Origin of the sequence: Halogeometricum limi (assembly GCF_900115785.1) — an archaeon.
Taxonomy (GTDB): Archaea; Halobacteriota; Halobacteria; order Halobacteriales; family Haloferacaceae; genus Halogeometricum; species Halogeometricum limi.
In genome coordinates this window covers 188,890-214,783 of sequence record NZ_FOYS01000003.1, presented here as the reverse complement: position 1 = coordinate 214,783, position 25,894 = coordinate 188,890, and the positions used below count along the sequence as shown (strand labels likewise).

Sequence of the window (25,894 nt, the reverse complement as noted above, 5' to 3'; positions counted from 1 at the left end):
CTCGAACCGACATAAATCTCCCGTTCGATATTATTTTGATACTAAGGCCACCTTAACGATACATGAACGTGGGCATCGTGGAGTTGTGTGGGCTCAGAGTAGGCACGAGAGTGGAAGGATTCTTGTGAGAGGCGGACGCCACCTCTCGTATGACGAGCGTGAAGGAGTTCCGCGTGGAAGCGGAACCGACGGCGGACGAACTCGGTCGCGGCCGGTTCGTCTTCACCGACCAGTACTCCGTGTTCGACTGGGGCGAGATGCCCGACCACGTTCCGGGCAAGGGAGCGTCGCTCTGTACGATGGGCGCGTTCAACTTCGAACTGTTGGACCTCAACCACATCCCGACGCACTACGTCGGGGTGCGAGCGGACGGCGAGGTGAAGGACCTCGGCGACTGTGAGACGCCGCCGACGGAGATGGTCATCGAACTCACGCAGGTGCCCGACCTCCCGTACGTCGGTGGGGGCGAGTACGACTACGAGGCCTACCACGAGGACGCCGGCGAGAACTACCTGATTCCGCTCGAAATCGTCTTCCGAAACACGGTGCCCGTCGGGTCGAGTCTCCGAACCCGAGGGTCGCCCGACGACTACGGCCTCGACGCCGACGAGTGGCCCGACGAATCCGTCGACCTGCCCGCACCGGTCGTGGAGTTCTCGACGAAGTACGAAGAACAGGACCGGTACCTCGGCCGGGACAAGGCCGCGGAGATAGCGGGCGCGGCCGAACTCGACCGGTTGGAGGAACTCGCTCTCGCGGTGAACCACATCCTGACCGAACGCGCCGCCCGCGCCGGGTTCGCCCACGAAGACGGGAAGATAGAGTGTCTGTACCACGAGGGCACGATCAAAGTCGCCGACGTCGTCGGGACGTTCGACGAGAATCGCTTCTCCTACGACGGCCAGGAGGTGTCGAAAGAGGTCGTCCGCCAGTACTACAAGCGGACCGACCCCGAGTGGGTCGACGGCGTCGGCGAGGCGAAGACCCGCGCCCGCGAGGAGGGCGTCGCCGACTGGCGGTCGCTGTGCGAGACGTCGCCGAACCCGCTTCCCGCGTCGGTTCTCACGGCTGTCGCAGAGATGTACGCCGCCGGAACGAACGCCTACACCGAGTCGGAGTGGTTCGACGCGCCGCCGATAGCGGACGCCGTCGACCGCGTGAGAGAGCTGTAACGCCTCGTTAAACGACGGATTACTCGCCGGCCGGCGGGAAACTGGGGAAACCGCGGCCCGTCAGTCGTCGGACGCGTCCGGCGTCGTCTCGTTCTCGCCGAGTGTCGCCGCGAGTCCGTCGACGGGGCGGTCCGGGTTCGCCGCGGTCGCTTCGTCGGTCGTCCCGAGTTGATAGCGACTGCCGTCGACGCCTTCGCGGAGGCTCGTGCGCCCGCGGTGGACGCTCACGGCGTCGTCGAGGTGAAGGCGAATCGCTTCGAGGAGGGCGTCGGCTTCGAGCGGTTGGCCCCGCGAGCGAATCTCGTCTACCGAGGCGTCGTCGGGCACGTCGAACGCCCGTTGGGTGACGATGGGGCCTTGGTCGAGGTCGGTCGTCACGTAGTGGGCGGTGACGCCCGCGATTCGGACGCCCGCCTCCTTCGCCTGCCGGTAGGCGGCCGCCCCGGGGAACGCCGGGAGCAGGGAGGGGTGGACGTTGATGATGCGGTCCTCGTAGCGGAACACCACGTTCGGCCCGAGGATGCGCATGTAGCGCGCGAGGACGATGAGGTCGGCGTCGTACTCGTCCAACAGGTCGACGAGTTCGTCCTCGTCGGGCGACCCCTTCTCGTCGCCCACGTCGTGGAACGGGACGTCGTATCGCTCGGCCAACGGTCGCAAGTCGTCGCGGTTGCCGATGACGACCGATATCTCCGCGTCCAACTCGTCGTTCGCCCACGCCTCGAATAGCGATTCGAGACAGTGGCTCTCCTTCGTGACGAGGACTGCTATCTGCTTCGTCTCTCTGTCGGAAGGGAACCGCACCTGCACGTCGACGCCCAACTCGTCGCCGAGTTCGTGGAGGGCGTCGCGAAGCGTCTCCTCGGTGCAGACCATCTCCGAGGTGTCCGCGTGCAGCGTCATCCGGAAGACGCCCTCGCGGACCGCCTGGTCGATGTCTTCGACGTTGATTCCGCGCTCGAACAGCAGAGTGGTGACGTTCGCGACGAGTCCGGTCTTGTCTCCTCCGATGACGGTAATCTCGGTGAGGGCTGTCATCGGTACCACCTCCGTCTGCTGTCGAACGGTGTCATCGGTGGAGGGAGACGATGGGCGGCCAAAAGGATGTCTTTCGATGCAACGATTGATTCGCGCCGGCCCGCGTGGGACGCCCCGAACGCGCACACGCCTCGCCGGCGCGGGTGACGGTGCGCACGTTCGTGTACACCGAACGCAGTCCAAAACTGCTTTTGCACATGACCGCGCACCACGAACTGATGACGACTTACACCGCCACGGTGACGGTCCGCCTGAAGCGGGGGGTTCTCGACCCGGAAGCCGAGACGACCAAACGCGCGCTCGAACGCCTCGGGTTCGAGTTGGAGTCGCTCCGGTCGGCCGACCAGTTCGAAGTCGACGTGGATGCGGATTCGGCCGGCGAGGCCGAGGACCGCGCCGACGAGATGGCCCAACGACTCCTCGCGAACCCGACCATCCACGACTACGACGTCGAGGTGGCCGAGGCGTAGATGACCGTCGCTTCACTCACTGCGACTTCCGTCGGACTCGCTCACTCGTCCGACGGCTTCCCACTCGTCGGGTCTCGTGGGAACGTCGAGGTCACGCACGGAGGCGTGTCCCGATGACGGTCGCAGTGGTCCAGTTCGGCGGGTCGAACTGCGACCGCGACGCCGTCCGCGCCCTCTCGCATCTCGGTATCGACGCCGAACGCGTCTGGCACGAGGACGGCCTCCCCGAGGACGTGACCGGAATCATGCTCCCGGGCGGGTTCTCCTACGGAGACTACCTTCGCGCGGGCGCGATGGCCGCGCGGTCGCCGATTCTCTCCGAGGTTCGCGAGGCGGCCGCCGACGGCGTCCCCGTCCTCGGCGTCTGCAACGGCGCGCAGGTGGGCTGTGAGTCCGGTCTCACGGACGGCGCGTTCACGACGAACGAGAGCGCGCGCTTCCAGTGCGAACGCGTCTTCTTGCGCGTGGAGAACGCCGACACGCCGTGGACCGCCGCTTACGACGAGGGCGACGTGATAGCGCTCCCCATCGCGCACGGCGAGGGGAGATTCGAGGTAAGCGAGGAGCGATACGACCAGTTGGTCGAGGAGAATCGCGTGCTGTTTCGCTACTGCGACGCCGACGGAAACGTCACCGACGACGCGAACCCGAACGGTTCGCGGGGGAACGTCGCCGGAATCTGCGGCGACTACGGCGTCGGCGTGTTGATGCCGCACCCGGAACGCGCGTGTCTCCCCGACCTGAACGGGAGCACCGACGGTGCGGGCGTCCTCCGCGGGTTCGAACACGCCTGAGTCGGCACTCGGCGAGCGAACTCTCGGAAAAGTGCGACGACGGGGTCCGCCGCCGTCGCGGTCTGTGAGACGGTTCGGGTGTGGGGCCCGGGTGCGCGACTCGTTCGTGACCGGCCCTCCATGAGCAACACGAAGCGGTCCGATGAGCGACCGGGGCCGACTACTGTTCGGTCGTGCACGGCGAACTGGTGGCTATCCACCCGTCGGGGTTGTCCGATTCTCGGATTTCCAGCCAGCCGTCCGCGTAGTACACCGTCTTGTACGTATCCTTCATTATACAGGTGTGACGCCGCTCGAGCGCGCGGGTACGCAGACTTTCACGGTCACGTCACACCCGGATGAACAGTGGGCGGAAACCCCCATCACTACTCACAGCCTTCGAGAACCGTAACCCGCCGTTAGAACGCGGGTTGTGGCTCCCTACTCCCGTTGGACGCCGATTAATTCGGGTTATCGTGCCAGCGGCATCGAGTAGGACGTCTCTTCTTCTATCACGACGTCCCACGTGCCTTCGCACTCACACGACACCTGCGAGAACACCGTCGGGTCCTGTCGCAGGTCGAAGTCCTTGATGGCCTTCTGGACCAAATCGTCGCACTCGCCGCAGTTGTGCGCGCCGCGGTCGGAGCCGTGACCGACGGGGTCGGAGACGACGATGGCGTCCACGTCGGCGGTGGATTCGAGCACGTCCGCGACCGACCAGAGCCACGGCGGGCGGTAGCCGCCGTTGAAGTAGAGTTCGTCCACCATCGTGTACCGCTGGACGTTCGTCGGGTTCATCGAGACGGTGTGACAGTGGTCGACGTCGGCACAGCGTCGGATTGACGACTTCATGTCTTCGACGGCCTCCGATTCCGAGAGGAACGGCGGTTTCATCAGCAGGTACGCCTTCACGCCCGCCCCGACGGCACCGGCCTCCGCGCAGGCGTCCTCGAAGTCCGAGAAGTCGAAGTACTTGTTCACGCAGTCGTGGCGGACGCGGTCCGTCGCCGTCTCCAGCCCGATTGCCACGTCGGTTTCCAGCCCCTGCGAGGTGAAGTCCTCCAGTTTCTCCCGTTCGACGAAGTCCGGGAGCGACTCCACAACGATTCGCTCGCGGTCCGAGAACGTCTCGCCGATGGCCGCGCGCGTCTCCGCGCCGACTTCGCGTTCGTCGAGGAAGCTACCGGAGGTGTATATCTTGATGAGTTCGGCCGTTTCGCCGTCGTCTAACTGCTCGGCCTCGTGGTCCAGACAGACCTGAATCTGGTCCATCAGCGCCTCGTGCGCGACGCTGCCGCCCTCGACGGACTCGGCGACGTAGCCGCACATCGTACAGCCACCGGCCCGCGCCCAGCGACAGCCGCCCGTGTTGAGAATGATGGTGAGCGACTGCTTCACGCCGTCCGGGGTGTTGTCCTCGTCCATCCAGACGCGCGTGGGTTCGTGCGGGTCGTACGTCCGGTCTTTGCGCGAGCGAATCTCGCGCATCACTTCGTTGTGGGCGTCCATGCCCTTCCCCCGTTCGTACACTTCGGGGCTCGGCTGACTCATTACCGAAGCTATCCGACGGGCCCGTAAATCCGCTTCGCCTGCGGCGCGTGCGAGGAAACGTTATCCACCTCGCCTCCGAACGTCACTCGTGCCAACACGACGCACGGTCCTCGCGTCGCTCTCGGTCGTCGGGGCGACCTCCCTCGCGGGGTGTGACGCTCTCGGTCGCACGTCGCCCGAGTCGACGCCGGAGCGCGAGACGACGGCGTCGCGAGCGACGTCCACGTCCTCGGGGACGGCGGCGGCCGAGGCGACGTCCTCGTCCTCGCTCCCGTACCGCGCGGCCGACGAGACGGAGAACGTCGACAGGCCGCGCGGCGTCGTCGTCAGGAACGTCGGCGTCGAGTCGCGCTTCGCGACGGTCGTCGTGGCCCGCGGCGACGAGACGGTGTTCGTCGAGAGCGCCGACTACGCGCCGCAGGGGACGGGTCGGACCCGGCGCTACCCCGAACTCGTCGCCCGTCGCGGGACGTACGAGGTGTACGTGGAGACGGGCGACGGCGCGACCGGACGCGGCGTCCTCCGCGTCGACGACGTGCACGACGACGCCGTCGTCGAACTCGGGCCGGCGGTCAGGGTTCGCCAGACCGTCCGCTGTGCGCCCGACTGCGGGGCCATCTCTCGCGGCGGCGACGCGAAACCGTTCGGCAACCCGCGATGGCCGGAGGTGGACGCGTGGGCGGGCTACACCGTCACCGTGGCGAACGCGGGCGAGAACACGCACGACGTGCGCGTCGTCTTCGACGTGGACGGCGAGACGGTGCTGGACTACCGCTACCGACCGCCGCGAGGAACGGTGCTCGGTTTCCCGACGGTGCCGCCGCTCAGACGGCTTCGGGTGACCGTCGAGGCGAACGGCGACCGCTGGCGCGGCCGACTTGACGAGGACCGAAGCGTCGCCCTCCCACTCGCCGTCGACGGCGACGGCGTGCGCGTGGACGCGTGGCCCGACGCGGGCGCGGACCTGAGAGTTCGGAACGAACGCGGTCCCCGGACGGTGACGGTCACGCTCACCCGAAGCGGGAACCGGGTCGCCGAGTGGAGCGGCGAACTCGACGAGAACGGGACCGCCACGGTGGACGACTTCGTCCCCGGACCGGGGCTGTACCGCGTCGTAATGACGCTCGGCGACGGCGGGGACGGCGGCGCGCGGACGAGCACCCGAAGCGTCGTCGTCACGCGTCACGGCCTCCTCCTCGTCCGCGCCCGCGACGGCGTCGACGCGTTCTTCGTTCGGTGACCGGGGCGAACCGATTTGTGCCGTCGCGGCGAACGTTCTCCGTGCGACGACTCGACGCGACGAACAGACGGCGTCTGTTGGGGGCCGTGGCGACCCTCGGGTCTGTCGGACTCGCGGGGTGCAACGCCCTCGTCGGTTCCGGCGGCGAGGAAACCTCGAAGGGACGCGACGGCACCGCGCGGTCGGAGACGACGACGAAGCGTCGACCGAACGGGCGCGGGGAGGCGCTCGAACAGACGGTGTCGGTCGGGAACCCGAACGCGACGGACGCCTACGTCACCGTCGTCGTCACCGACGAGTCCGACCGGACGGTGTTCGTCGAGAGCGCGGCGTTGACGCCCGGGGAGCGCCGTCCGCTCGACGCGTCGATTCCCGAGTCGGGCTCGTACCGCGTCCTCGCCGAGACGAGCGACGGGCGGCGCGAGACGTTCGAGTGGACGAGCGACGAACGCCTCGACGGGTTCTCGCTGACGGTCCTGCCCGACGGCTTCGACTTCTGGCGGGTCGCGTGGTGTCGCGACTGCGCGCTCGGCCGCGGCGCGAGCGACGACGTGCCTCTCCCCGGCGACGGGAGCGGTCGGTGGTACGCCCCGGCGAGTCTCGTCTTGGAGAACCCCGAGACGGTGGTGCGGACGGCCCGCGTCGAAGTCGAACTCGACGACGCGACGCTGGTCGACGGCGCGTACGAGGTGCCGGCGGGGACGCAAGTAGAGGTCCCGATAACGTACAGAAGCGGCGAGTACCGGGTACGCGTCGAACTCGACGAGAGCGTGGTGGCCGAGTCGTGGACGGTGCCGGGACAACCGAGTCTGTTCGTCGACGTACGCGACGCGACGACGGGGTGCGGACCGGCGAACTCCGAACTGACCGTGGTGAACTACGACGACAAGACGCACGCCGTCGACGTGCGAATCGAGTCCGGAGACGAGGAACTGTTCGCGGAGCGATGGACGCTCGGGGCCGACGAGTCGACGAGCGTCGTCCCCGTCTCGTCGTCGGGACGGTACGGCGTCCGCGTCCAGATAGACGACGCCGACCCGTTCTACTCGGTGTGGTGGTCGTGTCCGCCCCGCGGCGCCGCCGCCGTCGTCGTCGACGCGTCCGGCGGCGGGTCGCTGAGCCAGATGCGGTGGTGACCGCTAGTCGCCGAGCGGTGTCGGGCGAAACCACATTTACCGGCCGGAACCGCCGATATTCGGTGACAGTACCGCCGTTCGGGTCGCAGAGCCCGCCACGACGTAATCAGTATCAGTTACGTCTCCGTGGGAACGACTAACCCGCTTCCGTCCGTCTATAAGGGTAGATAGTTACTTATGACCGACCAAGGCGGATTCCAAGACCACGTAGCACGGGTGGACCTCTCTTCGGGGGAGGTGCAGTACGAAGGCATCGACGACGACGACGCGCGGAAGTACATCGGCGGGCGCGGACTGGGCGTGAAGTACGTCTTCGACCAAGGGCCGGACGTGGACCCGATGGGGCCGGACAACCTCCTCGCGTTCATGAACGGCCCGCTCACGGGCACACAGGCCCCGATGAGCGGACGCATCGCCGTCGTGACGAAGTCGCCGCTGACGGGAACCGTCACGGACTCCCACCAGGGTGGCTGGTCGGGTGCGCGACTCAAGTGGTCCGGGTTCGACGGCCTCCTGTTCGAGGGCAAGTCCGAGGACCCGGTGTACGCCTACGTCGAGGACGGCGAAGTCGAACTCCGCGACGCCTCGCACCTGTGGGGGAAAGACGTCCACGAGACGATGGACGCACTCGAATCGGAGGTCGACGGCGCGTTCGGCAAGAACCTCTCCGTGATGGCCGTCGGCCCCGGCGGCGAGAACGAAGTCCGGTACGCCTGCATCATGAACGAGGACGACAGAGCCTCGGGCCGCGGCGGCACGGGCTGTGTCATGGGCTCGAAGGGGCTCAAGGCCGTCGTCGTCAAGTCCGGAACGAAGATGCCGAAACCGGCGAATCCCGAGCAGTTCACCGAGGGCTATCAGAACGCGATGCAACTCATCCGCGAGTCCGACGTGACCGGCCCGAACGAGGGCGGTCTCTCGCTGTACGGGACGAACGTCCTCATGAACCTCACCGAGGAGATGGACGGGTTGCCGACGCGCAACGCGAAGTACACCTCCACGAGCGCAGAGGCCGAGGAGAGCCCCGACGAACCGAACATCGACGCCGAGAAGGTGTCCGGTGAGAACGTCCGCGAGAACATCCTCGTCGACGAGCCGACCTGTCACTCCTGCCCCGTCGCCTGCAAGAAGGAGGTCGAAGTCACCTACGAGCGCAAGGGTGAGGAGCTGAACGTCCGCGGCGAGTCCTACGAGTACGAGTCCGCGTTCGCGCTCGGTCCGAACTCGATGAACGACGACCGAGACAGCATCGCCGTCATGATCGATATGTGCAACTACCTCGGTATCGACACCATCGAGGCCGGGAACATGATCGCCATGGCGATGGAGATGACCGAAGAGGGCAAACTCGACGGTCTCGGTGACGGTATCGAGTGGGGCGACGTCGAGCACATGATGGACCTCCTCGAACAGATCGCTCACCGCGACTCCGACCTCGGTGACCTCCTCGCGGGCGGTGCGCGCCACATCGCCGAAGAGATGGACGCCGAGAGCAACTCGCTGGCCGTCAAAGGCCAGACCATCCCCGCGTACGACCCGCGTGCGATGAAGGGCATGGGTATCGGCTACGCCACCTCGAACCGCGGCGCGTGCCACCTGCGCGGTTACACGCCGTCGGCGGAGATTCTCGGTATCCCGGAGAAGGTCGACCCGCAAGACTGGGAGGGCAAGGGCGAACTCTGCGCGCTGTTCCAGGACATGCACGCCATCTCCGACTCGTTCGACATCTGCAAGTTCAACGCCTTCGCGGAGGGTATCGACGAGTACGTCCTCCAGTACAACGGCATGACCGGGCTGGACGTGACCGAGGACGAACTGATGGAGACCGGCGACCGAATCTACACGCTCGAACGCTACTACAACAACCTCGCCGGCTTCGACGGCGCGGACGACTCGCTGCCCGCCCGGTTCGTCGAGGGCGAGGGCGCGATGCCCGGACAGGGCGCCTCGGAGGGTCAGCTCTGTGAACTCGACGAGATGAAAGAGGAGTACTACGCCCGCCGCGGATGGGTGGACGGCGTCGTCCCCGACGAACGCCTCGAAGAACTCGGCATCGACGTCGGCCCCGGCACGGGCGTCTCCTCCGGCGACAGTCCCGCACCGGCGGACGACTGAGCGAACCGAACCCTATCTTTTCGGCCGTCGCCAGACGCCGAGCGTCAGCGATTCCACAGCGCGGACGCGACGACGCCACCGACTCCGCCGAAGCCGACAGCGGCGACGAAGGAAGCGAGAATCGACCGCCAGATTCTGAGTCCCACGGACTCGCCGTCCAGCGTCTCGGGCGGGAACCCCGTCGTCCCCAGTCGGACGTAGCCCTCGGCGTTCGGCGGGACGTCGCCGACGCCGACACGGGCGACGAGGACGAAGAGAGCGAACAGCGGAACGTAGCCGAGAGCGACGGCCGCACCCGCGGCGAGTCCGCCTCTCGCACTCCGCGCCCAGCTCGAGCGTCGCGCCGAGAGGAGGCCCGCCCCGGCGAGCGTCGCGGGTGCGAGAAGTCCGAGCCACCACCAGCCGTCGGCGGAACCGTCGAGCGACGTGACGAGGTTGCGGCGGACGACCACCGTCGGTTCGACGAACGACACCGCGAGACCCAGACTCCCGCCGTACGTCCAGAGCGGAACGAACGGCCACGGGGCGGGCTTTCCGCCGGTCATCGTCGTCACGGCGTCGAGCGTGGAGAACGGACCGTCCGTCGCGACGGCGACCCAGAGGGCGACGAACGCGACGCCGACGACGAGAGCGGCCACACCGAGAGCGGCGGCGAGGCGGGCGAGCGAACGAGCGCCGGTGTCGGCGTGTCGGGCGTCGTACTCGGAGGACACGCCGGGAGTCGTCGGCTATCCAACAAGTGCTTTCGGGTTCAGACGACGAAGCGAAGCAGCCACAGCGTCACCATTCCGGCCGCGATGGTGGCGAACACGTCCTCTGCGACCCACGCGACGGCGGCGGCGACCAGTCCGGCGAGGAGTCGTTCGTTGCCGACCGAGAGCGCGAACCCCTCGGAGAGCGACAGCGTGACCGGCGCGAACGTCGCGGACCCGTCGGTGACGACGAGCGACGGGACGACGAGGGCGGCGAACACGGCGGGCGGGACGAACCGGAGCGCGTGGTTCAGTCGCGGCGGCACCGTGTCGACGCGGCCGAACAGGTAGACGAACGACGCGCGGATGGCGAACGTCGCGACGCCGACGGCGAGGACGACACCCCAGATGGCCACTGGGCCGTAGTCGGTCGGCATCAGTGACTCGCCTCCGTCGTGACTGCGGTGTCACCGAGTGCGGAGACGACGACGCCCGCGAGGACCCCCGCGACGGCACCGGCGACGAGGCCGAGGTTGAACGGGAGACCCGTCCCGCCGGCGACGGGGACGACTTCGCCCGCGACGGCGACGCCGCCGCCGACGACGGCCGCCGCGAGACTCGGGCGGTTCGACACCGCCGGAACCAACAGCGCGAGGAAGACGAGGGGGACGGCGAACTCCAGGCCCCACGACTGGGGGACGCCCGCGCCGAGGGCGATACCGACTATCGCACACACCTGCCAGACGCTCCACAGCGAGAACGCGACGGTGAGGTAGTAGATGCGCCGCTCGCGCTTCGTCGGACCGTCGCCGTCGCCCGGTTCGTTGTAGCGAGCGATGGCGAGCGCGTACGCCTGGTCGACCAAGAGGTACGAGGAGACGGTCTTCCAGCGAGTGCGGAAGTCGCGGAAGTACGGCGCGATGGAGGCCGAGTACATCAGCATCCGGAGATTGATGACGACGGCGGTGAGGAAGACGACGACGAGTTCCGCGTTTCGACCCAACAGGTCGACCATCGCCAACTGCGACGCGCCGGCGAAGACGACGACGGAGAGACCCACGGCCTGCAACGGCGAGAGTCCCGCTTCCACGGCGGCGACCCCCGAGACGAGGCCGAACGGAACGATACCGAGGAGAATCGGACTCACGTCGCGGACGGCGCGACGGACCTCACTCGGGAGACGAGAACTGGACACACTCGTGGGTGGACGATGCCCGCACTAACCGCTACCGTTTCCGGCACGGGCGGCCGTGGTCACTCGGAGGCGCCTCTCGTGTCCGCTCCGCGTCACGTCCATTGCCGTCCGTCCAGTACACGAGAGCGTGTACGACGACGTCTTGATCCTCACGGACGGGTCCGAGGCGAGCGACACAGCACTGAGCCACAGGATAGCAATCACGTCGAGTACGGGTGCGACGGTGCATCTCCTGCACGTCGTCGGCGTGGGTATCGAGATGTCCGCGTCCGGCGTCGGAGACGTCGCGGACGAACTCACCGAGACGCTGGACGAGGAGACGAAAGAGGCGGTCGGCCGCGCCGAGAAGAAGGCCAACGAGGCCGGCGTGACGTCCGAACGGGTCGTCCTCGAAGGCGTCCCCGAAGACGCGATACGCCAGTACAGCACCGACCACGGAATCGACCTCGTCGTCGTCGGGGAGAGCGAGGATTCGACCCTCTCGGAGCGGTTCTTCGGGACCACGACGGACGAAGTTGTGCAGTCGGCACCCGTCTCGACGCTGGTCGCTCGGGACTGACTCCCGACAGTTCGACCCCGGCCCCCCGAGACGGCGGGGTCTCCTCTCGTTCGATATCGCTACATCGGGTTTACAACTCGCGTGGGCAGTGAGCGACCGCTACGGTCTCCGGCGCGGACGGCCGCAGTCGCTCAGCAGTCCTTGTCGTCCAAAAAGCCGTGGTACGGACAGGCGTACTCGTCGCGAATCAGTTGTTCGTCGACGATGGTAAGCCCGAGTGCGTCTAACTCTGTGCTGATGCGGTTGAGGTCGTCGTGGTCTTTCCCGATGGCGTTCACGTAGACGTTCCGCTCGCCGGTCATGATCTCACGCACCGCCGTCACACCCCGGATACCTCGCGCTTCGTTCGCGAGATCGCCTCGTTCCGGCACCGACGCGGTACAGATTATCTTTGTGTACAGCGGATAGCCGGCGAGGTCGTAGTCGATGTCGATGTGGTAGCCTCGGATGACGCCGGTCTCCTCTAACTTGTTGAGACGAGTCCGAACCGTACTCGACGAGAGTCCGAGTTTCTCCGCGATATCCGTGGACGACGTCGACCTCGCGTCCTGCTGTAGGTAGTACAAGATGTGCCTATCGACGGAGTCCAGTTCGCCCTTTTTCATCGATGATGGATGGTGGCGCGCCGAACGCGTATAGTCTTGTTCCGTCTCTGCCATCCTGTTCTCTCGCCGCCCGTTTGCGTGAGCCACCGCACATTTGAGGAGACGATAATGAACAATATCCGCCCACGTTTTGACGGGTCGTCAAATATACCGCCTAACTTATCAGCTTCCGTCATCAAAGACGGAGTATACATCGTGGAGAGATCTGTCCCATCGACCCACTCGGAGCACGCAATGACCCCAGCACGAGCCAACGGAGGCACCTCGTCTCACGAGATTCGAGCGGCAACGCACTACGTACTAGGCGGTGCTCACCTCGGTACCGCGGTCGCCGAACGGTTGCAGGCTGCTGGTCACCGAGTCGCCATCGTCGACGAGTCGTACGAGTCGAGCGACGTCCCCGGATTCGCGGGCGATCCAGCGATCCCCGACGTCCTCGCGGCGTCGGGAGTCGCCGACGCGGACGTCGTCGTCGTCGCGGCGCGCTCGGACCGTCGCAGTTTGCTCATCGCACAACTCGTCCGGGCCCGGTTCGACGTTCCGCGAGTCGTCGCACTCGTCGACAAACCCGAGCGAACGTCGCTCTTCGCAGACGCGGGTCACGAACCGCTGTGCGTGACGTCTGCGGTCTCTGCGGCGGTTGGTGAATCCGTATGAAAGAACTGGAACGCGACCTCGGCCTCCCGTCGGTCCTCGCGATAAGCATCGGCGCGATGATCGGCAGTGGTATCTTCATTCTGCCCGCGCTCGCGCTGGAAATCGCGGGACCGTCGGTAATCGTTGCGTACGCGCTGGCGGGACTACTCGTCGTTCCGGCGGCCCTCTCGAAGTCCGAGATGGCGACCGCGATGCCCGAGGCCGGCGGGACGTACATCTACATCGAGCGCGGCATGGGCCCGCTGCTCGGCACGATTGCGGGCGTCGGTACCTGGTTCTCCCTGTCGTTCAAGGGGGCGCTCGCGCTCGTCGGCGGCGTACCGTATCTGCTCTTGCTGTTCGACCTGCCGCTGAAACCGGTCGCGTTGGGGCTCGCGGCGGTGTTGATACTCATCAACGTCGTCGGCGCGAAACAGACCGGTCGTCTCCAAGTCGTCATCGTCGTCGTCATGCTGGCCGCCCTCGGGTGGTTCGCCGCCGGAAGCGCGCCGAGCGTTCAGTCGGCCAACTACGCGAACTTCTTCGCCGACGGTCTGGGTGGCCTCCTCGCCGCCACCGGCCTCGTGTTCGTCTCGTACGCGGGCGTCACGAAGGTGGCGAGCGTCGCCGAAGAGGTCGAAGACCCGGGTCGTAACATTCCGATCGGTATCCTCGGGTCGCTCGGCTTCACGACGGTGCTGTACGTCGCTATCGTGGCGGTTCTGGTCGGCGTCACGGACCCGGGGAGCGTCGCCGGGTCGCTGACGCCGGTCGCGGTCGCCGCGGAACAGACTCTCGGTCAGGTCGGTGTCATCATCGTCATCCTCGCGGCCATCCTCGCGCTGATTTCGACGGCCAACGCCGGGATTCTCTCCTCGTCGCGGTACCCGTTCGCCATGAGCCGTGACAGTCTCGTTCCGCCCGCGTTCTCGTCGGTGAGCGACCGATTCGGGACGCCCGTGGCTTCCATCACGCTCACCGGCGCAGTGTTGCTGGTGCTGATAGCGTTCGTCCCGATTCTGGAGATAGCGAAACTCGCGAGCGCGTTCCAGATTCTGGTGTTTGCACTCATCAACCTGGCCGTCGTCGCCTTTCGCGAGGGAAGCGCGGAGTACGAGCCCGAGTTCACGTCGCCGTTGTACCCGTGGATGCAGATATTCGGTGCCATCACCGGGGTGCTCTTGCTCACGCAGATGGGGGCCATCGCCCTTCTCGGCGCGGTCGTCATCACCGTCGGAAGCGTCCTTTGGTATCTGTTCTACGTCCGCCCGCGGGTGAGCCGAGAGGGTGCGGCGACGGATGCGGTCCGCCGACGCGTCGGCAGAGACGTCCTCACGGAGACGGAGTCCGCCGTCGAGCATCCCTCCCGCGAGGTGCTCGTCGCCCTCACCAAGAACCTCGACGAGAGTCGAGAGCGGTCGCTGGTGGCGCTCGCCGCTGACCTGGTTCGCTCCGACGACGGCCGCGTGGTCGTCGTTCGGTTCGAGGAAGTGCCCGACCAGGCCCCCCTCACCGACGACGTGACGGTACAGTCCTCCGCAGACCTCTCCTACGAGGCCCGAATCGAGTCGCTCTCGGACGAGTTGGACGTCGACATCGAAGCCGACGAGGTGGTGAGCCACGACACGAAGCACGCGGTCGTCAACTTCGCGGACGACCGGGGCGTCGATACGATAGTGGCCGAGCACGAACCGCTTCGCCTCCGGTCTCGACTGTTCGGCGACCCCATCGACTGGGTCGTTCGCCACGCGCCGTGCGACGTCCTGTTGGTGGACAACCTCGGCTACGACCGGCCGGAACACGTCGTCCTCTCGGGAGACGGGGGTCCGTACCCGCCGCCGGCGGTGAACGTCGCCGGAGCGGTCGCCACCGCGAACCGAGGTGACGTCTCGCTTTGGCACCCCGCCGACCGGACCGAGACCGACGAGTACGAGCGGACGATAGACGACTACGAGGCCGAACTCTCGGCGATGCTCTCGGTCCCGGTTCGGTCGAGAACCGTTCAGTTCGACGGGGGACAGCCGTCGCGTCCCGACGTCGTCGTGCGTCGCGGGACCGACGCGGGACTCCGAAACGTCCTGTTCGACCGCAGTCCGGTCGTCCCGAGTCCCGGTTGTACGACGGTGACGGTGTACCCGCACAAGTCGCGTCAACCGCGGTTCACCCGGCGACTCCTCGAACGACTCACGTTCTGAGCGGGGAGTTCCCCCGGGGTGACGCGTATCCGTCCGCGCCCGTCGCCGGCGTCGCCACCGAACGCTGTCGACGACTCAGGCGTCGAGAAACCGCCGAAAGACTCCTCAGCGAACGTTTCGAGTGGTCTCGTAGGCGACCCCCGATACATCGCATTCTGCGATACAGAACTTCGAATCGCCGGCGACTGCCTCCACTGGACCGTCTTCGCCGGACCGTCTCCGCTGGACCGGAAACGACTCGCGGGACGGACCGTGGTCTCGCACCGAACGCGTGTCGCAGAACGACCGTCCCTCAAACGAAAGCGGCGGTCGGAACGCCGTCAGCGACCGACGACGACGGCTTCGCGAATCTCCAGTGCGGTCTCGAACTCGTCTCTGCGACCGGCTTTCGTGCCGATTCGGAGTAGTTGCTGTTCGTGTGCACGCCGAAGGGCGTCCGCCTCGCGGGGTTCGAGTCCGAGGTCCGAACCGAGTTCGGTCCAGTGACCCTCGGGGACGAGAAAGAGCGTGCGGTCGTCCCCGTGATGGACGGACTCGAACTCCCGGTCGTAGTCGTCGAACCGAGACCGCAGGTGCGCCTGCGCCAGACGGACGAGTTCGGGTAGTCTGTCGGGCGTGACGCTGGCGCGTGCGCCGGCGAGGAGGAGGACGTCGCCGTCGAGCGGAATCGTCTCGGGCACCGTCTACCCGCCCGCGCGCATCGCCTTCTGCGAGAAGCGTTCGACCACGCCGTCGAGCACGGAGGGGTCGCCCTCGAACACGATGGTCACCTCGGTGAGTTCAACCGTCGGGCCGATAGAGACGGTGTCGGCCGAGTAGGTGGCGTCCCACCCGTCGCCTTCGACCGCGTCGTCGGCGACGCGTTCGCCGCCGACCTTCTCTAAGTACTCGCCCGCGAGACGGGCGGAGATGCCGCGGAACGCTTTCTCGCGCGTCACCCAGTCGTCTTTTGAGTCACTCACGCGCGCCTCCGGCGACGGGCGGGAAGATACTCAGTGTGTCGTCCTCGTCTATCGCGGTGTCGACGCCCTGTTCGTGTTCGACGTCGCGGCCGTTCAACAGGACGTTCACCTGCGGGCGGACGTGTCCGTCTTCGAGGATTTCTCCGGCGAGGCCGTCGAACTCGGCTTCGAGTTCCCGGAGGACGTCGCCGACCGTCGACATCTCGTAGTCGCGTTCGATGGTCTTCGACCCCACCGCCTCCCGGAAGTTAGCGAAGAACCGCAACTGCACAGTCATACCGTCTACTGTGTCGCAGTGAACTAAAAATGCGCGTCCACGGTCAGCGCTTGCCGAATCGGATGCCGTCCTCGACGAGGCGGTAGTTCCGCTCTCTGTCGACGTGCGCGTCCAGCCACTCGTACTCGCGAATCTGCGCGATGAGGTCGGCTTGCAGGTTGCGCCACGCGATGGCGTAGATGGGCGACTGCCCCCACGCGCGGAGTTCGGGGACGAACGCGTCGTACGTCTCCATCCGGTCTTCGAGATGTTCGATGGCGTCGACGGCGTAACTCGCCGCCTCGGCGTCCGACTCGGCGCGTTCGAAGGCGTCGTTCAGACTCGACTCGATACCTCGAACCGCCCGCTTCAGGTCCGCGGCGGCGTTCGCGCCGTCGTCCGGAAGCGAGTCGAGAATCTGCTGGGGGACGCCGAGAGAGACGCGTCGGTCGGTGCTGTCGTCTGTCATACCCGAACGGTGGACGCCGCGGGTGAAAAAGTCGTGGGAGGCGGCGTCACCGACCGACGCCGCTCAGTCGCTGGCGTTCGCTCGTTCCAACTGGTTCGCGACCAGACGGTCGAAGTCGACGCCCTCCGTGCGGTACTGTTCGCGTTTCGCGAGGGTGACGTGGCCCTTCTCGGTTATCTCGTACAGTCCGGAGTTCTTCGCGGGTCCGACTCTGTCGACGAGTCCGTAGTCGGCGAGGACTGGCAGTCGCGTGTTGATGTACGACCGGTTCTTGTCCAACTCGTGCGAGAGGTTCACCGCGGTGTTCCGCTTGTCGTTCGAGAGGGCGTTCAGGATGTCGAAATCGGTGGGGACTGCCAGTTTCATGGCGTTGACCTTGCTATCAGCTACGCGGTTAAATACTAAATGCATACCATGTTGTCAATTCATCAAGTCCGATAGGATATACCACCAGTTTGTCAAGGGTTGTCCAACCCGAGTTCACGAAACGTGAAAATAATACGGCGACGTTACTCGGATAGATACTCGCGGGCGGCGTCGAGCAACCGGTCGCCGTAAGTCGATTTCGCGTCCGATTCTGTCACGACGCCGAGTCTGAGGTCACGGGCGAGGGCGGCGGGGTCGCGGTCGGATGCGGGCCCGTAGCCGCCGGCACCGGGGGTTCGGATACTGACCACCGACCCCGGGGGGAGTTCGCGCGTCGTCTTCCCCGGGAGTCGGTCGACGTCGGCACCGTCGTCGTCGACGAGGGCGGCGTCGCCGGGTTCGCCGTCTTCGCCGCCGGCGAGGCCGTACGGCGCGTGCGTCCGGCGGTCCGCGAGGAGGCTGAACGTCGCCTCGTGGTCGCGGACGCGGATGTCGCGGCGCAGTCCCAGACCGCCCCGGAACTGCCCCGCGCCGCCGGAGTTCTCGCGGAGTTCGTAGCGTTCGACGCGGAGGGGGTACGCCGTCTCCAACACCTCTGCGGGCGTGTTCATGGTGTTCGACATGTGGACGTGAACGGCGTCCATCCCGTCCTTGCCTGCACGCCCGCCGAACCCGCCGCCCTGCGTCTCGTAGAACGCGTACGGGCTCTCGGTGCGGGGGTCGGTGCCGCCGAAGGTGACGTTGTTCATCGTCCCCTGCGACCCGGCGACGACGCGTTCGGGGACGACGGAACCGAACGCGCCGAGGACGGCGTCGGTCACTCGCTGTGAGGTCTCTAAGTTGCCGCCGACGACGGCCGCCGGGAGCGTCGGGTTCACGATGGTTCCCTCCGGTGCTTCGATGGTGACGGGGCGGTAACAGCCGTGATTCGGCGGGATATCGGGGTCGGTGACGCAACGCACCGCGTAGTACGTCGCAGACGCCGTGACGGCGAAGACGGCGTTTATCGGTCCCTCGGTCTGCGCGGCGGTTCCCTCGAAGTCGACGACCACCTCGTCGCCGTCGACGGTGACCGCGACTTCCACGGGGAGGTCCTCGTTCCCGCGGCCGTCGTCGTCCAACAGGTCCGAGAACTCGTACGTGCCGTCGGGAAGGTCAGAAATCTCCGCCCGCATCCGCCGTTCGGAGTAGTCTTTCACGGCGTCGAGGATGGTCGGTAACTCGTCGCCGTGTCGCTCCGCGAGGTCCGCGAACCGCCGCCGTCCGGTGGCGTTGGCGGCCTCCTGCGCGCGCAGGTCGCCGCGTCGCTCTTCCGGGGTTCGCACGTTCGCGAGAATCATCGCGAGGACGTCCTCGTTCACCTCGTCTCCGCTGGCGTACTTCACCGGCGGGATGCGTAGTCCCTCCTGGTATATTTCGGTGGAGTCGGCGGCGACGCTGCCCGCGCGGGCCCCGCCGATGTCGGCGTGGTGCGCGCGGTTGGCGGCGTAGGCGACCACCTCGCCGTCGACGAAGACGGGCGAGACGAGGGTCAGGTCGGGGAGGTGGGCACCGCCGCGGAACGGGTCGTTCAGGAGGACGGCGTCGCCGGGCGACAGCGTCTCTCTCGGGAACCGGTCGACGGCCGCCCGCACGGAGAACGGCATCGCGCCGAGGTGGACGGGCATCGTCTCCGCCTGGGCTATCATCTCGCCCTCGGCGTCGAACAGCGCCGTCGAGCAGTCGCGCCGTTCCTTGATGTTCGGCGAGTAGCCCGTGCGGACGAGGTTGGCGTTCATCTCCTCTGCGATGGCGGCGCAGGCGTTGCGGACGACTTCGAGGGTGACGGGGTCGACGTCGGCCGCGTCGCCGGCCCCGTCGCCGGCCGCGCCCGCCTCGTCGCGCGCCGTCATTCGCCCACCTCCACGACGAGGGCGGCGGAGTCGTCTATCCGCACCCGTTGGTCGGAGTGGACGACGACGGTGCTCTCCGCGCCTTCGACGACGGCGGGGCCGTCGAACTCGCCGCCGAGAGGGAGCAGCGAGCGGTCGTAAATCGGCGCGTCGTACGCGTCGCCGGAGAGGACGACCCGGCGCGTCTCTCGAACCGCGTCGGAAACCGCTCCCTCGCGAGCCTCGACGGTGAGGTCCGGCGGCGAGACGAGGCCGCGGGCGCGGAGGCGAAGCGTGACGAGTTCGACCGGTTCCTCGGGCGAGGCGTGGCCGTATCGGCGTTCGTGCGCCGCGTCGAATCGGTCTCTCGCCTCGTCGAGCGTGGACGCGTCGACGTCGGGGTCGACGGGGACGGAGAGTTCGAACGACTGCCCGGCGTAGCGGAGGTCCATCGACGCCTCGAACTGCACCGTCTCGTCGGTTCGCCCCTCGGCGGCGAGTCGCTCTCGCCCCTGCGCGACGAATTCGGAGAAGGTGTCGCGGACGTCGCGGGCGTCCACGTCGGCGAGACGCCGAACGCGGGAGGTGCTGTAGTCGTAGATGACGTCGCTGATGAGCAGTCCGAGCGCGGAGAGGACGCCCGCCGTCCGCGGGACGACGACGCGCGGGACGTCCAACGCGGCGGCGAGCTCCGTCGCGTGGAGCGGACCCGCACCGCCGAAGGCGACGAGGGCGAACTCGCGGGGGTCGTGCCCGCGTTCGACGCTGACGACGCGGAGCGCGCGTTCCATGTTGGCGTTCGCGACGTCGAGGACGCCCTGCGCCGCCCCCTCCGGAGTCGTGTCCAGTTCGGCCGCGAGGTCGGCGAACGCGGATTCGACCGCCTCGCGGGTCTCCGAGAGGTCGTCCGCGAGGAACGCGCCGGGGTCGATGCGGCCGAGGAGGAGGTGCGCGTCGGTGATGGTCGGGTCGGTGCCGCCGCGCCCGTAGCAGATGGGTCCGGGAGTCGCGCCCGCAGAGCGCGGACCGACGCGGAGTGCGCCGCCGGAGTCCAGCCACGCGATGGACCCGCCGCCCGCGCCGACGGTGTGGATGTCGACGGTGGGAACCGAGACGGGGTAGTCGCCGACGTTCGTGTCGGTGGTGACGAACGGTTCTCCGTCGGTCACGAGCGAGACGTCCGTCGAGGTGCCGCCCATGTCCATCGTCACCACGTCGTCGAACCCGCAGGCTCCGGCGACGTGCGTCGCTCCCTGTACCCCCGCCGCGGGGCCGGAGAGGAGCGTGTTGACCGGTCGCTCTCGGGCGGCGTCCGCGGTGATGATGCCGCCGTTCGACTGCATAATCTTCACCGGCGCGTCGACGCCCGCGTCCGCGACTTCGTCGGTCAGACGCCCGAGGTAGCGGTCCATCACGGGTTTCAGTCCGGCGTTGAGCGCCGTCGTCAGCGTGCGCTCGTACTCGCGAATCTCGGGGAGGACCGCCGACGAGAGCGAGACGGGCACGTCGACGCCCTCCTCGCGGAGAATCTCTCGGACGCGACGCTCGTGGTCGTCGTTCTCGAAGGGAAAAAGGAGCGAGACGGCGACGCTCTCGACGCCCGTCTCCCGCAGTTCCGCGGCGAGTTCGCGCACGTCGCTCTCGGCGAGGGGTTCGAGTTCCGCGCCGCGTTCGTCGACTCGTCCGCCGACTTCGTAGCGTCTGTCGCGTTCGACCACCGGCGTCGGCTTCTCCGCCTGGAAGTCGTAGATGTCGGGACGGTTCTGACGGCCGATTTCGAGGGCGTCGCGGAAGCCCTCGGTGGTGACCAGTGCGGTGTCGGCCCACTCGCCTTCGAGGACGGCGTTCGTCGCCACCGTCGTTCCGTGGCCGAAGAAGTCGACGGCGGCCGGGTCGACGCCGTCGGCGTCGACTGATTCGAGGCCGTCGAGCACCGCTCGTTCGGGTGCGTCCGGCGTGGAGGGCACCTTCGTCACGCCGAGTCGACCCTCGGAGACGGTCACGAAGTCCGTGAACGTCCCGCCGATGTCGACGCCGACGCGCGTCTCCTCTGTCACCGAGAACCGCCTCGGCGTTGCGTGTCGCTCATACGTCCGGTGAGTGAACACATCCCCCTGAACGTTCGCATCCCGGCGGTCGAAACGACTCGGTTCGACGTGCCGGCGGTTCGACCGGCCGGCGGACAGACTCAACCGTCCGGGTCCGCAATCGAGAGACGATGAGTTCCTCGGACGACGGCTTCGCCGCGTTCTATCGCAGGTACAGTCAGACGTGGGTCCACGCGGTGGCGACGGCCGCGCTTACGGCGTTCGGGATGCTGACGTTCGTGAACAAACTGTTCGCCGTCGTCGCCATCGCCGCGTACGTCCTGCCGCCCATCGTCCAGTACGTCAGAGGCTCGTCGGGAGGAACCGCGGAGACAGCGGAGACGACGGAGACGACGAAGTCGACGGAGACGGCACAGGCGACCGGAGGAAAGACAGGAGAGACGGACGAGTCGATAGGCGGAGAGGAGGCGGACGAGACGGCGAGTGAGAAAGAGACGGCCGACGAGGAACCTACCGAACCCGAGTGGACCGTCGCAGACGTCCCCACGGACGGGACGCTACTGGACGCCGTAGTCGGCGACTCGGCGGCGTACGCCGTCGGCGAGGGCGGCATCGTCGTCGCCCGCGACGGAGCGGAGTGGACAGCCGTCTTCTCCGACGGTCCCGGTGCCGACGCGAACACGCTCCGCGGCGTCGACAGCACCGACGGCGGGACGTGGGTCGTCGGCGACGGCGGCGCTGTCGGTCGAATCGGCGCGGATGGAACCCACGTCGACCACTCCGCACCCGACGGCGACACGAGCGCGATTTCTGACGTCGCGGCGTCGGCCGACGGCACGGACGAGACGGTGCTGTTGACCGATAGTTCCGGCCGGGTCCGGCGCGGACAGTACCGGGACGGCGAACTCAGGTTCGAAGACCCCACCAAGCCCGGCAGTGGGTCGAGCATCGCGAGCGTCGAACTCGACGGGACGAACGGCTACGTCTGCGACAGCGGTGGCGGCGTGTTTCGAACGGCCGACGGGGATCGAACGTTCGAGTCGCTGGCGTTCGACGGCGACGGAGCGCCGACGGACGTCGCCGTCGACGGCGGGGACTGTCTCGTCTGCGACGACGCCGGCGTGGTCCACCGGTACGACGGGACGAACTGGACGCCGACGCGAGTCGCCGACGAGCGGTTAGTTGCGCTCTCCTGCGACGGCGACGACTGCATCGCCGTCGGCGAGAACGCGGCGTACGAACGTTCCTCGAACGGGTGGGAGCGTGCGTCGCTCCCGCCGGTGGCGTCGCTTCGGGGAGTCGATTCCGGGGCGTCGGGTGTGGTCTGTGTCGGAGAAGACGGAACCGTGGTCGAACGCGTCTCGGAGTGAACCCGGACTACTTCTCTTCGACGTGTCGCACTTCGACGGCCACGCCGCGCGTACTCTCGGCCATCTCGGACCCGAACATCTCCGCGCGGCCGACGGCGAACGCCTTCGGTCCCTCCACGACGACTTCGTCGCCGGTGCGGATGTCGTCGTCCGCGTCCACGACGCCCGGCGCGAGGACGCTGCCGTGCGGCGCGAAGTTGTCTATCTCGACGCGCTTCGTCGGCGCGTCCGACTCGCTCCACACTCTCGCGCCTTCGAGCGTGAAGGAGAGGACGCCGTACTGCGGCACCATCGTCGCCAACTGCTCGCCCTCGCCGTTCCAGACCTGCAGTTTGGGGTAGCGACTCGTCATCTCCACGTCGACGTCGGCGAACAACTGGTCGCCGGCACCGTCGCCGAACTGGTAGTCCGCCAGCGCGGCGATGGTGTTGTGCTGACGCTCGCGCTTCGAGTACTTCAGTTCGCCCTGCAGCGTCGACATCAGGTTCGCGATGGAGTCCGTCGTCGTCGGGTGGTCCTCGACGGTGTACTCGAACGGCACGTCCACCTCCTTCTCGACCCGTTCGCAGATGTCGCGGTAGCCGTGTTCGGGGACGTGCGCGACGACGCGCGGGTAGTCGTTGCGTTCGAGGTATCGCTGGAGGACGCTGGCGACGAACCCCTTCTCGTCTTCGGACCACCGGCCCGTGACGACGGAGTCGTAGTGCTGGGCGGGGTAGGTGAGTTCCAACTCGGACGGGACGACGCCGATGGGCGAGGTCATCGAGGCGAGATGCGCGCGGAACTGGACGGCGTCGTGGAACTGTCCGTGGCTCTGCGACTCGCTGTACGGTTTCGTCGCCGAACACGGCACGAGGACGAGTGGGTTGTCGAAGCGGTTTCGGTACCGACTCGTCACCCGGTCGGCGAAGCGCTGAATCTCGACGCGGCGGATGGTGTCGGAGGACGCGGCGGCGAGTTCCGAGTTCCGAACGAGGGGCGTCCGCTCTTCGAGATAGCCGTACTGCTGGTCGAACTCGCGGAACGCGGCGGTGAGCCACTGGTCGTGGCGCGCTTGCCCCTCGATGTAGTCGCGGAGTCGGCCGTCGCGGACGCGGCGGCGGACGGTGGCGAGTTCCGCGCGGAGGGCGTTCACGTTGTGTTCGGCGCAGTCCGCGCGGGTGAACTCCGAGCGAGGCGTCTGACACGCCGCGCAGGTGCAGGGGAGTTCCTCTAAATCTTCGAGGAAGTACTCGCTCTCCGTCGTGAGGTACATCCCCTCTCGTCCTCGCACGCGGGCGAGTTTGGCGTCGAACAGGTCGACGCCGGCGTAGACGAGCGTGGAGACGTTTCGCGGCGTCGCGACACCCGAGAGATAGAGCGCGGTGTCGGCCGGAAGCCGGTCTTTCGCCTCGATAATCGCCTCGCGGAACGCGGCGGCGTGGCCGACGAACCCCTGCGCGTTCGAGAGGATGTAGGCGTCCGCGCCCGTTTCGGCGGCCGTCTCGGAGGTGACCACCGACGCGGTGGGCGCGTCGAGTTCCGGCGAGTCGACGCTGAACGACTCCTGTACGCGTTCGTCGGTACCGGCGGGGAACGACCGGTGCGGCAGTACGGTCAGCACGTCGTCCGAACCCTCCGGAACCTCCTGTTCTGCGGCCCAGAGACTCCCCGCGTCTTCCACCACGCTGTCCACGAGTGCCGGCGTCGTCACGGGGTCTGTGAGTCTGAGTTCGGCGAGTCGGGCGGCCCCGTCGCGCCCGTGAACCTCGAAGTAGTCGGTCATACTCGGAGTCGGCCACGGAGGGTGAACTATCTTCCCTTCTCTCGGTACCGTGTGAGCTATGTATCAGCGACCGAACCGGTCGGTCGATGCCCTCCCTCGATACGCTCTCGCGTCGCGAGGCACTCGCCGCCGCCGGTCTGCTCTGCGTCGGCGGAAGCGGCGGCTTCCTCCTCCGCGACGAGTTCGATGACCGGTTCGGCGACGACTCGAACCTCCCGGCGGACGTCGCTCCGACGGACTGGCCGCACCCCGCACGCGACGCGGCGCACACCCGACACGCGCCGCCCGAGAGCGCTCCCGACGCGCGAGAAACCGGTGACGGTCTCGACCGCGCGTGGTCGTTCGAGCGTTCCCCGCACGGTCCCGAGCGAACCCGACCGGTCGTCGCGAACGGAACCGTCTTCGTCGCCGAATCGAGGGACGCGGGTCCGTCGGCACTCCGCGCGGTCGACCGAACCGGTGGAGACGAACGGTGGGCCGTCCGGATGGACGACGCGAGCGGAGCAGTCGTCGCCGTCGGTGACCGGGTTCTCCACCTCCACGACGCCGTCGAGGGAACGGTTCTCGACGCGCGGGCGGCCGCAGACGGGTCGTTACTCTGGCGGCGCGACGAGCCCGGAGACAGCGGGTTGGTCGGCCTCCCGGTCGTCGCCGGAAGTCGCGCGTACGTCGGCGGGTCGCAGGGACGGACGGCCGTCCTCGGAGCGCACGGCCTCGGCGGCGGGCGGGCGGCGTGGCGACGTAGTACCGACGGGAGTTTCCTCGGACCGCCGGCCGTCGACCGCAGGGCGAGTACCGTCGTCCTCCAGACGCTCCGCGGCCTCGCCGCGTTCGACACGACGGACGGCGAACGACGCTGGCGCGACACGTTCGAGCAGACGCCCGACGACCGGGCGAATCCGAATCCGTACGGATGGCCGCTTCTCGCGGACGGAAGAGCGTTCGTCGCGACGTACGAGGGACTCCTGCGAGCCTACGACTTCGCGTCGGGCGAAGTCGACTGGGAGCGTCGACTCGACGCCTCGGGTCGGTACGCTCACGTCTTCGAACCGGGGGCGTACGCCGACGGAGTCCTGTTCACCGTCGAACGCTTCTACGACGCCCGACCGGACGTGCTGCACGCCGTCGACGCCGAGAGCGGAGCGGACCGGTGGACCGTCGCCGCGGCGGACGCCGGTGAGGGGTCGCTGTCGAACCCAACGGTCTGCGACGGACGCGTCTACCTCACGCTGACCGTCGACGGCGACGACCACGAACTCCTCCGTCTCGACGCCGGCGACGGGTCGGTCGTCGACCGGACCGCGCTCTCGTCGTTCCCGTACCGCGCGCCCATCGTCGCCGGCGGGCGCGTCCTCGTCTCGACGGGCGACGGGTTCGACGTGTTTCGGTGACAGGGGCGTCCGGCGT

At 67.4% G+C, this 25,894-nt stretch carries 25 protein-coding genes; 11 read left to right on the top strand and 14 right to left on the bottom strand.

Annotation, left to right across the window (positions count from 1 at the left end; genetic code table 11):
* Positions 1-149: 149 nt before the first annotated feature.
* Positions 150-1,172: a phosphoribosylaminoimidazolesuccinocarboxamide synthase gene (locus tag BM282_RS09810; RefSeq protein ID WP_089880088.1), complete on the top strand. Its 1,023-nt coding sequence runs from the start codon at positions 150-152 to the stop codon at positions 1,170-1,172.
* Positions 1,173-1,232: 60 nt separating this feature from the next.
* On the opposite strand, the gene BM282_RS09805 is transcribed toward BM282_RS09810, so the two are convergent.
* Positions 1,233-2,210 (bottom strand): formyltetrahydrofolate deformylase, encoded by a 978-nt coding sequence (locus BM282_RS09805; RefSeq protein WP_089880085.1) that lies wholly within the window; start codon positions 2,208-2,210, stop codon positions 1,233-1,235.
* Positions 2,211-2,428: 218 nt separating this feature from the next.
* Here BM282_RS09805 and purS point away from each other — a divergent pair, with 218 nt between their 5' ends.
* Together purS and purQ are read left to right on the top strand one after the other, a co-directional pair.
* Positions 2,429-2,680 (top strand): phosphoribosylformylglycinamidine synthase subunit PurS, encoded by a 252-nt coding sequence (gene purS, locus BM282_RS09800; protein ID WP_089881115.1) that lies wholly within the window; start codon positions 2,429-2,431, stop codon positions 2,678-2,680.
* 113 nt (positions 2,681-2,793) lie between these two features.
* The gene (gene purQ / locus BM282_RS09795; RefSeq protein WP_089880082.1) at positions 2,794-3,474 is read left to right on the top strand and encodes a phosphoribosylformylglycinamidine synthase I; all 681 of its coding nucleotides are present in this window, start codon (positions 2,794-2,796) and stop codon (positions 3,472-3,474) included.
* 450 nt (positions 3,475-3,924) lie between these two features.
* Here purQ and BM282_RS09790 read toward each other — a convergent pair whose 3' ends face one another.
* Positions 3,925-5,007 (bottom strand): archaeosine biosynthesis radical SAM protein RaSEA, encoded by a 1,083-nt coding sequence (locus BM282_RS09790; protein WP_089880079.1) that lies wholly within the window; start codon positions 5,005-5,007, stop codon positions 3,925-3,927.
* Between the two features lie 88 nt (positions 5,008-5,095).
* On the opposite strand from BM282_RS09790, the gene BM282_RS09785 reads away from it, so the two are divergent.
* From BM282_RS09785 to BM282_RS09775, 3 genes are all read left to right on the top strand, one after another.
* On the top strand, positions 5,096-6,247 hold the full coding sequence (locus tag BM282_RS09785) for a hypothetical protein (RefSeq protein WP_089880077.1): 1,152 nt from the start codon (positions 5,096-5,098) through the stop codon (positions 6,245-6,247).
* Positions 6,248-6,288: 41 nt separating this feature from the next.
* Positions 6,289-7,383 carry a hypothetical protein gene (locus BM282_RS09780; RefSeq protein ID WP_139229708.1) on the top strand — a complete coding sequence of 365 codons (1,095 nt, stop codon included), beginning with the start codon at positions 6,289-6,291 and terminating at the stop codon, positions 7,381-7,383.
* 177 nt (positions 7,384-7,560) lie between these two features.
* The gene (locus BM282_RS09775) at positions 7,561-9,498 is read left to right on the top strand and encodes an aldehyde ferredoxin oxidoreductase family protein (protein ID WP_089880070.1); all 1,938 of its coding nucleotides are present in this window, start codon (positions 7,561-7,563) and stop codon (positions 9,496-9,498) included.
* Positions 9,499-9,542: 44 nt separating this feature from the next.
* On the opposite strand, the gene BM282_RS09770 is transcribed toward BM282_RS09775, so the two are convergent.
* The 3 genes from BM282_RS09770 to BM282_RS09760 are packed head-to-tail and all read right to left on the bottom strand — an operon-like array spanning position 9,543 to position 11,385.
* A complete protein-coding gene (locus BM282_RS09770; RefSeq protein ID WP_089880067.1) occupies positions 9,543-10,211 on the bottom strand; it encodes a hypothetical protein in 669 nt (222 codons plus the stop codon).
* 38 nt (positions 10,212-10,249) lie between these two features.
* Entirely contained in the window at positions 10,250-10,627 is a 378-nt protein-coding gene (locus BM282_RS09765) for an AzlD domain-containing protein (RefSeq protein ID WP_089880065.1), read from the bottom strand.
* On the bottom strand, positions 10,627-11,385 hold the full coding sequence (locus BM282_RS09760; RefSeq protein WP_089880064.1) for an AzlC family ABC transporter permease: 759 nt from the start codon (positions 11,383-11,385) through the stop codon (positions 10,627-10,629). The genes BM282_RS09765 and BM282_RS09760 overlap by 1 nt, the downstream gene beginning before the upstream one ends.
* Before the next feature lie 127 nt (positions 11,386-11,512).
* On the opposite strand from BM282_RS09760, the gene BM282_RS09755 reads away from it, so the two are divergent.
* Complete coding sequence (locus BM282_RS09755; protein WP_089880062.1) at positions 11,513-11,944, top strand: universal stress protein; 432 nt, start codon at positions 11,513-11,515, stop codon at positions 11,942-11,944.
* A 131-nt stretch (positions 11,945-12,075) separates the two neighbouring features.
* On the opposite strand, the gene BM282_RS09750 is transcribed toward BM282_RS09755, so the two are convergent.
* On the bottom strand, positions 12,076-12,549 hold the full coding sequence (locus tag BM282_RS09750; RefSeq protein ID WP_089880060.1) for an Lrp/AsnC family transcriptional regulator: 474 nt from the start codon (positions 12,547-12,549) through the stop codon (positions 12,076-12,078).
* Positions 12,550-12,783: 234 nt separating this feature from the next.
* Here BM282_RS09750 and BM282_RS09745 point away from each other — a divergent pair, with 234 nt between their 5' ends.
* Entirely contained in the window at positions 12,784-13,206 is a 423-nt protein-coding gene (locus BM282_RS09745; protein ID WP_089880053.1) for an NAD-binding protein, read from the top strand.
* On the top strand, positions 13,203-15,380 hold the full coding sequence (locus tag BM282_RS09740; protein WP_089880050.1) for an amino acid permease: 2,178 nt from the start codon (positions 13,203-13,205) through the stop codon (positions 15,378-15,380). Before BM282_RS09745 ends, BM282_RS09740 begins: the two co-directional genes overlap by 4 nt.
* A 320-nt stretch (positions 15,381-15,700) precedes the next feature.
* Here the strand turns inward: BM282_RS09740 and BM282_RS09735 are convergent, their stop codons facing one another.
* The 7 genes from BM282_RS09735 to BM282_RS09705 form a co-directional block, all read right to left on the bottom strand.
* On the bottom strand, positions 15,701-16,060 hold the full coding sequence (locus BM282_RS09735) for a hypothetical protein (protein WP_089880047.1): 360 nt from the start codon (positions 16,058-16,060) through the stop codon (positions 15,701-15,703).
* Between the two features lie 3 nt (positions 16,061-16,063).
* A complete protein-coding gene (locus tag BM282_RS09730; RefSeq protein ID WP_245758336.1) occupies positions 16,064-16,342 on the bottom strand; it encodes a hypothetical protein in 279 nt (92 codons plus the stop codon).
* The gene (locus BM282_RS09725) at positions 16,335-16,619 is read right to left on the bottom strand and encodes a ubiquitin-like small modifier protein 1 (RefSeq protein ID WP_175501475.1); all 285 of its coding nucleotides are present in this window, start codon (positions 16,617-16,619) and stop codon (positions 16,335-16,337) included. Before BM282_RS09725 ends, BM282_RS09730 begins: the two co-directional genes overlap by 8 nt.
* A gap of 43 nt (positions 16,620-16,662) precedes the next feature.
* A complete protein-coding gene (locus BM282_RS09720) occupies positions 16,663-17,067 on the bottom strand; it encodes a hypothetical protein (protein WP_089880045.1) in 405 nt (134 codons plus the stop codon).
* 63 nt (positions 17,068-17,130) lie between these two features.
* On the bottom strand, positions 17,131-17,433 hold the full coding sequence (locus BM282_RS09715; RefSeq protein ID WP_089880042.1) for a winged helix-turn-helix domain-containing protein: 303 nt from the start codon (positions 17,431-17,433) through the stop codon (positions 17,131-17,133).
* 143 nt (positions 17,434-17,576) lie between these two features.
* Entirely contained in the window at positions 17,577-19,325 is a 1,749-nt protein-coding gene (locus BM282_RS09710; protein ID WP_089880039.1) for a hydantoinase B/oxoprolinase family protein, read from the bottom strand.
* A complete protein-coding gene (locus tag BM282_RS09705; RefSeq protein WP_089880035.1) occupies positions 19,322-21,361 on the bottom strand; it encodes a hydantoinase/oxoprolinase family protein in 2,040 nt (679 codons plus the stop codon). The genes BM282_RS09710 and BM282_RS09705 overlap by 4 nt, the downstream gene beginning before the upstream one ends.
* A gap of 161 nt (positions 21,362-21,522) precedes the next feature.
* On the opposite strand from BM282_RS09705, the gene BM282_RS09700 reads away from it, so the two are divergent.
* Entirely contained in the window at positions 21,523-22,722 is a 1,200-nt protein-coding gene (locus tag BM282_RS09700) for a hypothetical protein (RefSeq protein WP_089880034.1), read from the top strand.
* A gap of 7 nt (positions 22,723-22,729) precedes the next feature.
* Here the strand turns inward: BM282_RS09700 and arcS are convergent, their stop codons facing one another.
* Positions 22,730-24,487, bottom strand: a complete 1,758-nt coding sequence (gene arcS, locus BM282_RS09695) for an archaeosine synthase subunit alpha (protein ID WP_089880031.1) — start codon at positions 24,485-24,487, stop codon at positions 22,730-22,732.
* An 86-nt stretch (positions 24,488-24,573) separates the two neighbouring features.
* On the opposite strand from arcS, the gene BM282_RS09690 reads away from it, so the two are divergent.
* Positions 24,574-25,878, top strand: a complete 1,305-nt coding sequence (locus BM282_RS09690) for an outer membrane protein assembly factor BamB family protein (RefSeq protein ID WP_089880027.1) — start codon at positions 24,574-24,576, stop codon at positions 25,876-25,878.
* Positions 25,879-25,894 lie beyond the last annotated feature (16 nt).

What these genes read in the sequence shown, in the direction of transcription:
- BM282_RS09810 (WP_089880088.1), top strand. Translation starts at nt 150, where the DNA reads ATGACGAGCGTGAAGGAGTTCCGCGTGGAAGCGGAACCGACGGCGGAC.
- BM282_RS09805 (WP_089880085.1), bottom strand. Translation starts at nt 2,210, where the DNA reads ATGACAGCCCTCACCGAGATTACCGTCATCGGAGGAGACAAGACCGGA.
- purS (WP_089881115.1), top strand. Translation starts at nt 2,429, where the DNA reads ATGACGACTTACACCGCCACGGTGACGGTCCGCCTGAAGCGGGGGGTT.
- purQ (WP_089880082.1), top strand. Translation starts at nt 2,794, where the DNA reads ATGACGGTCGCAGTGGTCCAGTTCGGCGGGTCGAACTGCGACCGCGAC.
- BM282_RS09790 (WP_089880079.1), bottom strand. Translation starts at nt 5,007, where the DNA reads ATGAGTCAGCCGAGCCCCGAAGTGTACGAACGGGGGAAGGGCATGGAC.
- BM282_RS09775 (WP_089880070.1), top strand. Translation starts at nt 7,561, where the DNA reads ATGACCGACCAAGGCGGATTCCAAGACCACGTAGCACGGGTGGACCTC.
- BM282_RS09765 (WP_089880065.1), bottom strand. Translation starts at nt 10,627, where the DNA reads ATGCCGACCGACTACGGCCCAGTGGCCATCTGGGGTGTCGTCCTCGCC.
- BM282_RS09750 (WP_089880060.1), bottom strand. Translation starts at nt 12,549, where the DNA reads ATGAAAAAGGGCGAACTGGACTCCGTCGATAGGCACATCTTGTACTAC.
- BM282_RS09745 (WP_089880053.1), top strand. Translation starts at nt 12,784, where the DNA reads ATGACCCCAGCACGAGCCAACGGAGGCACCTCGTCTCACGAGATTCGA.
- BM282_RS09740 (WP_089880050.1), top strand. Translation starts at nt 13,203, where the DNA reads ATGAAAGAACTGGAACGCGACCTCGGCCTCCCGTCGGTCCTCGCGATA.
- BM282_RS09725 (WP_175501475.1), bottom strand. Translation starts at nt 16,619, where the DNA reads ATGACTGTGCAGTTGCGGTTCTTCGCTAACTTCCGGGAGGCGGTGGGG.
- BM282_RS09720 (WP_089880045.1), bottom strand. Translation starts at nt 17,067, where the DNA reads ATGACAGACGACAGCACCGACCGACGCGTCTCTCTCGGCGTCCCCCAG.
- BM282_RS09715 (WP_089880042.1), bottom strand. Translation starts at nt 17,433, where the DNA reads ATGAAACTGGCAGTCCCCACCGATTTCGACATCCTGAACGCCCTCTCG.
- BM282_RS09710 (WP_089880039.1), bottom strand. Translation starts at nt 19,325, where the DNA reads ATGACGGCGCGCGACGAGGCGGGCGCGGCCGGCGACGGGGCCGGCGAC.
- BM282_RS09700 (WP_089880034.1), top strand. Translation starts at nt 21,523, where the DNA reads ATGAGTTCCTCGGACGACGGCTTCGCCGCGTTCTATCGCAGGTACAGT.
- arcS (WP_089880031.1), bottom strand. Translation starts at nt 24,487, where the DNA reads ATGACCGACTACTTCGAGGTTCACGGGCGCGACGGGGCCGCCCGACTC.
- BM282_RS09690 (WP_089880027.1), top strand. Translation starts at nt 24,574, where the DNA reads ATGCCCTCCCTCGATACGCTCTCGCGTCGCGAGGCACTCGCCGCCGCC.